General features: G+C 32.4%; 7 protein-coding genes. All 7 read right to left on the reverse strand.

The annotated features are described in order from the left end of the window. Positions 1-314: 314 nt before the first annotated feature. Positions 315-1,049 carry an EAL domain-containing protein gene (locus tag WBF61_RS03915; protein ID WP_424254090.1) on the reverse strand — a complete coding sequence of 245 codons (735 nt, stop codon included), beginning with the start codon at positions 1,047-1,049 and terminating at the stop codon, positions 315-317. Between the two features lie 52 nt (positions 1,050-1,101). Further along, positions 1,102-2,130, reverse strand: coding sequence for a hypothetical protein (locus WBF61_RS03920; RefSeq protein ID WP_424254091.1), 1,029 nt, complete (start codon positions 2,128-2,130; stop codon positions 1,102-1,104). Further along, positions 2,127-3,359 carry a glycosyltransferase family 2 protein gene (locus WBF61_RS03925; protein ID WP_424254093.1) on the reverse strand — a complete coding sequence of 411 codons (1,233 nt, stop codon included), beginning with the start codon at positions 3,357-3,359 and terminating at the stop codon, positions 2,127-2,129. The genes WBF61_RS03920 and WBF61_RS03925 overlap by 4 nt, the downstream gene beginning before the upstream one ends. After that, positions 3,356-4,129, reverse strand: a complete 774-nt coding sequence (locus tag WBF61_RS03930; protein ID WP_424254095.1) for a hypothetical protein — start codon at positions 4,127-4,129, stop codon at positions 3,356-3,358. The genes WBF61_RS03925 and WBF61_RS03930 overlap by 4 nt, the downstream gene beginning before the upstream one ends. Positions 4,130-4,278: 149 nt before the next feature. Further along, positions 4,279-4,608 carry a thioredoxin family protein gene (locus tag WBF61_RS03935; protein ID WP_424254097.1) on the reverse strand — a complete coding sequence of 110 codons (330 nt, stop codon included), beginning with the start codon at positions 4,606-4,608 and terminating at the stop codon, positions 4,279-4,281. A gap of 28 nt (positions 4,609-4,636) precedes the next feature. After that, positions 4,637-5,209 (reverse strand): TlpA family protein disulfide reductase, encoded by a 573-nt coding sequence (locus WBF61_RS03940; RefSeq protein ID WP_424254099.1) that lies wholly within the window; start codon positions 5,207-5,209, stop codon positions 4,637-4,639. Positions 5,210-5,225: 16 nt separating this feature from the next. Then, the coding region (locus tag WBF61_RS03945) for a cytochrome c biogenesis CcdA family protein (protein ID WP_424254101.1) at positions 5,226-5,579 on the reverse strand (354 nt) is incomplete at its 5' end.

The following is a 5,579-nucleotide window of genomic DNA, read 5'->3' on the forward strand; positions in this document are numbered from 1 at the left end:
GTAATAGGTATAGAAAATGAAGGACCAAAATAATAAATTAGCAATACTACTACCACGTGTCTTAAGTCAACTCTAATATATTGTTGTAGGTTAACAGAAAAGAGCATAAGTAAAAAACTTGTAAAACCTGCAAGCAAAAAAATCATTAGTTTTTGAGTTCTACTTAAAGTAAAATTAATTTCATTAGGAATTAGCTTTATAGCTAAATATGACATCATACTGATAATGGATATGTTGGCAATAATATTTAAAATAACTAATTTTATTATTTTAAGGTCCTCCTTTCTCTAACGGATTTAACGACTTTTTTTCTGTTACTTAGTGTAGACTTTATAGGTTTTAATTGTTTTTGATGGTTTGCCGAAATGGTAGCCTTGTTGGAGATGAACCCCTTGTTCCTTTATACCATCACTAGTCACCTGATCTTCAATTCCTTCAATTATTAGTTCTAATTGATGAGCTTCAGCAAAACTTTTCCAAGCTTTTAGGAAAAGGTAACTTGTTTCATTATCTAAACCTCTGTGAATACATTTTATTAATGAAAACTTAATTTGATCAATGTATTTTGAATAAGTCAGAACTTGTTCTAATGAATTTCGCCCAGATCCTACGTCATCTAAAGAAAGAGTATAGCCTTTTTCTTTTATTGATAAAATTGCTTTTTCTAAAGAATTTTCAATCATTTCAATGGTTGTAAAATCAGCTGATTCAACAAAGAATATGGGTGCTTCTGTTATTTCTATGGTCAACTGATCTCGAAATGACTTCATTGCAGTCAAAAATAAATGTGTCTCATTATACAGCAATTGTTTCGGAGCTAAATTGATGGAAAACTTTACTGTTGGAAACATCTTTACTAGTTCAGTCAATTCTTTTTGAAACCATTGTAAAAAGAGTGCATGTTTCTTTTGGCAATCAATAATTTCTTCCATAATGGAAGCAGGGTAATATGGGCTTTGCATTTTATTTCGAAGTAAAATTTCATAACCAAGTATCTGTTTGCTCTTTACATCTACTTTGGGCTGAAAGTGAAACTGAAACATGTCCATAGAGAACCTCCTTTTCTACTATTAGAATCGGTCACTTTCACTTTATATTAATCTAGTTCATCTTTTTATATTCCCAATCAGATGTTTTAGCCCACATATAGTCAAAAAAGTGTATCTCTTCGTAATTTGCTTCTGAAGAAAAAGGTGGTTGCTCAATTAAAATTTCATGTACTTGCTTAGCATATTCTGGCTCATTAGCAGTTATAAAATAAAGAATAGCCATTGAATAAACTGCGCTTGATTCATATTCTACTGAAGGAGATAGGGTTTGCTTATTGTATCCTCCGGCTAGTTTTTGTTCCGAAGCCCACTCATCTCTTAACCACTGATCAAATTCTCTAGGTATTTTATTAGTCATTTTTATATAATTCATTGCTATTAGAAACTGATCAATTAAGTTAACCGTTTCTTTATTTGCTGTCTCGTATGTTTTTTTCTCTACATCATAGACCTCCTTAAAGTAAGGGCTATTTGTATCTAACGAATCAGCAACAATTTTTTGATACAACTCGCTATCTAGCGCTTTATTCCCTTTAATAATCGTATCATTTAAATAAGACAAATGGATTTCGCTCGTTTTCTTCTTTAGCTTCCAATCATAAAAATCTACAACTAAACCATCAGTTAATTGTGTAGATATAATTGTTTCTTCTAGTCTATTCGCTAAAACTAAATAACTTGGTTCATCAAATTCCTTACTTGCTTTTTTTAAAGATTCAATGATTCTAAAATCATCTATTGAAGCATTTACGACAGTTGACTTCGTGACCCGCCACTTAATAAATAACCGATCACCCTCTGTTACAATATAATGCTCCTTTAAAGAATCTACTTGAGATGAGAATGTTTTTTCATCTTTAATCAATACTAAATAATACATATACTGACCAATACTTTCAGACAAATACTCTCTTTTTTGTTTGCTTTTTTTTCCCCCGTAGTTCTGAATGAGGCCTTTTTTATTTTCATAGTGCTCTCTAACCACTTCTTGAACTCCTACCTTAAAACTACTTAAGATAACTATAACACCAAGTAATAAAGAAAATGCAATTAATGATTGAATTCTCATTTTACTTTTCATAGATTCTCATCTTTTTTAAATCGTTTTGTTTTATCCCACGTAATTGTTTTCTTAGTTAGTTTACTTTTGAAATACTGTCCCGCACTTCGTAATAACAACACTAAAAATAATTGTGCATAGGTAAAATACATGATTAAGCCTACAAATAAATTAAACGGTGTAATCACCTTTTCTAATGCTAGTGCACTAATTACTTGAGATGTATAAACAACGTAACTCAAAAACCAGATGAATAATAATGGAATATCAAAGTAGGGAACGGACATTCCCAAGAGTCCACCTATAAACCAAATATTTGAGATCAATAATAAAATTACAAAAATCATATATGTTAAAATGTGCTGCAAACTATAGATAAACGTTTTCCCTTTCCAATAACTAATCTCAGAAAATGATTTTTCTAATAAGTAAAGGTTTCCTGTCAACCACCTAGTACGTTGTTTGATGAATATTCTAATATCTTCTGGCTCTTGTTCCCATGTCTGCGCTTTATGAACAACAGGTAACGTTTTACCCATAGCAGCGATACGAACAGTTAATTCCGCATCTTCTGCTAACGCATAAGGATCATATCCACCAGCTTCTTCAAGAATTGTTCTTTTAAGCAACATATTTGTTCCAGCCAATGATCCTGCTTTAAAAAGTTTCCATCTGCCGCTTTGCATTAATAATTGGAAAACTTGAAACTCGATTGCAATCATTCGTGTCAATAAATTTTGATTGGCATTTACTGTTCGCACATAACCTACTGCTCCAGCTGAATTATCCGTGGTTTCCGCTGCATGAACCAGATGAATTACAGCATCTCTATTGGGCTGGTTATCTGCATCATATACAAGAAAATAATCAGATTTAGTAACGGAAAGCCCATAATTTAAAACACGAGATTTCCCAGTCGGTTTTCCAGGTGGTACCTTTATATAACGAATTTTTGAAAAAACAGAACTAAACTCGCGCGTAATTTCAGCAGTATCATCTTGTGAGTTATCATCTAAAACGTAAACAGTCAGTTCACCTGGATAATCAAGTTTTACCATAGCGTTTAAGGTATCCTTAATAACCACTCCTTCATTGTGGGCTGGTATCAAAACAGCGACAGATGGATAATGATCCAAGGTTATTATTTCGTTCTTCGTTAATCTCTGGATAACTCCAGCTATTGTTAAAACAGAATAAAAAATTAACATTAACCAGAAAAAAAGGATGATTAGTATCATTAATATACTCATTTTATCAATCCTTCAATCTTATTTTCTTCAAAATAGAATCGGATTTCTTCTTGATCAAACACCTCATAATCAATTGGCACGACAATGTTATTCAACTTTGCTGTAAGTGATTGAAACAAGCGATCAATTACTATAGAACAACCTTTTCTATTTGTGTTCTGTAAAAATAGGAGGTAAGTGCGATCATTTATTTGGGTAACTAAATCAAAATCTGAACGGACAGTATCTAAAATGGCTGTTTCTAATGTGTATGTTAAGGACTCTGTCGCTCTCCCAATCTCTCGTGCCTTAAACAACACATAATAATTTTCTTCATTGCGCCTTTTTGTTGCTGTTGTAATAAATCTTACGCGGTTTTCGAACTCTGAATGAGTTAATACGTCAGATGTTCCAATATATTTTTCAAGTTCTTTTGCTTTTATTCTTAACTCATCTCGTTCTTTATCATTTTTCTTTACTTCTGCAAAAAACAACCACATTAAAAGCAATGCAACCATAATTAACAAATACTCTTCTATTAAAATAATTTGAGCTATTATTGTCGTTCCAGAAAAGAAAACCATGGTAAACCCTAAACTTAGAATTATTATTAAGACTAAGATGAAATTTTTAGCTGTTGATAAAAAATTCATTAGTAGGGCTGTCACAAAAATAATCATACTATAAATTAAAAGATACTCTGATGGTGTAAAATAGAATAAGAGTAAAAAATCCGCTAATAATAAACTAATGAATAACGACAGGTAAGTTGTTCCTTTTGAAATTTCCATATGTTCCCCATTTCTAGTAGTTGTTTACTATTTACTTATGTTATTTATATCATATTTCATTTTTTAAGACTAGAGATGTTAACTAGTTATACCAAAAGAACCCTATCAAAAAGCGATAGAGTCTTGTTAGTTTATGTTTGGTTGAACTCTTACTGATACTTAACGACTCGACTAAACTTATCCTGTAAGTCATCCATAACAACAAACCTAGCTTCTCTGATCACTTCTTTGCCTTCAGCAAAAAGTAATAATGCTGGTACTGTGAATACAGTAAATTGGCCAGCTACTTCTGGGACGTCATCTGCACTAACTTGAATCGGATGTATCGTTGGGAATTCTTTTAGCATTTCTTGAACCTGTGGTTGAACAGAATGGCACACACTGCAATTCTCTCTAGAAATATAAACAAATGAAAAATGATGCTCTTTAATAAATTCTAAAATTTCTGTTAACGATTTTGCTTGTGGAAATGTATTCATAGTCTACCTTCTTTCAATTTTATTTCGTTTAATCTATCAAATCAAATTTTGTTGTTAAACTGTCTTGTGTTACTGGTCCTACAATCCTTTCTTGTACAACACCTTGAGTATCAATGATATAAGATGTTGGCAACGATTGGACACGGTACAGATTAACCATTTTTTGTGTGCCATAAACATTGGTATACTCAACATCAAATTCATCTAAAAATGATTGAACGTTTGAAAGATCCGTTTCTGATGTCGTAACATTTACCCCTAACACACTAACCTCTTCTTGACTGGTTGAAAATTCTTTTAGATGGGGCATCTCTACCCTACAAGGCGGGCACCAACTTGCCCAGAAGTTTAAAAACACTTTTTTACCGCGATAATCTGATAGTTTAACTGTATTTCCATCCATATCCTCAGCTTCAAATTCATAAGCAAGTTGACCTGAATTGTTGCCTTCTTCGAGTGCTTTTTCACTCTTAGGTTGTAGTTCTTTAGTCTCTAAAGCTGCTTGTTTTTCGTCTTGGCTTTCTTGGAAAAAATCTTTGCCAAAATCAACTAAAATCCAAACTAATGCTAGTCCTAAAATAACCCAAACAATTTTTTTCATTCGTTATCCACCTCATCTATCCTAGTAATTCAAATCTCGTACCTTCCATTAGACGGGCCATCCACTCGGACAGACTTTCCATTGTACCCGTAAGAAGTAGAATGCCAAGCAAAATTAAAATTATCCCACCTATTTTCATTAGTACATTGCTGTATTTCAAAATATTTTTTATCTTCGTTATAAAGAAAGAGACCAATAAAAATGGCAAAGAAAATCCTACGACATACAGAATCAAATAAAGTAATGGAGGAGAACCGACTGCATTGCCTAATAATAAGATAGAAGAAAAGATTGGACCAATACAAGGTGTCCAACCTGCAGCGAAACCTAATCCTACTAAAAATGTAGAAGTAAAACTCACCGTCTTATT

The sequence above is a fragment of the Carnobacterium sp. genome (assembly GCF_049673005.1).
In the GTDB taxonomy this organism is placed as follows: Bacteria; Bacillota; Bacilli; order Lactobacillales; family Carnobacteriaceae; genus Carnobacterium_A.

Bases quoted from the DNA above. Each gene is read 5' to 3' on its own strand.
- WBF61_RS03915 (WP_424254090.1), bottom strand. From the start codon at position 1,049: ATGGACATGTTTCAGTTTCACTTTCAGCCCAAAGTAGATGTAAAGAGC.
- WBF61_RS03920 (WP_424254091.1), bottom strand. From the start codon at position 2,130: ATGAAAAGTAAAATGAGAATTCAATCATTAATTGCATTTTCTTTATTA.
- WBF61_RS03925 (WP_424254093.1), bottom strand. From the start codon at position 3,359: ATGAGTATATTAATGATACTAATCATCCTTTTTTTCTGGTTAATGTTA.
- WBF61_RS03930 (WP_424254095.1), bottom strand. From the start codon at position 4,129: ATGGAAATTTCAAAAGGAACAACTTACCTGTCGTTATTCATTAGTTTA.
- WBF61_RS03935 (WP_424254097.1), bottom strand. From the start codon at position 4,608: ATGAATACATTTCCACAAGCAAAATCGTTAACAGAAATTTTAGAATTT.
- WBF61_RS03940 (WP_424254099.1), bottom strand. From the start codon at position 5,209: ATGAAAAAAATTGTTTGGGTTATTTTAGGACTAGCATTAGTTTGGATT.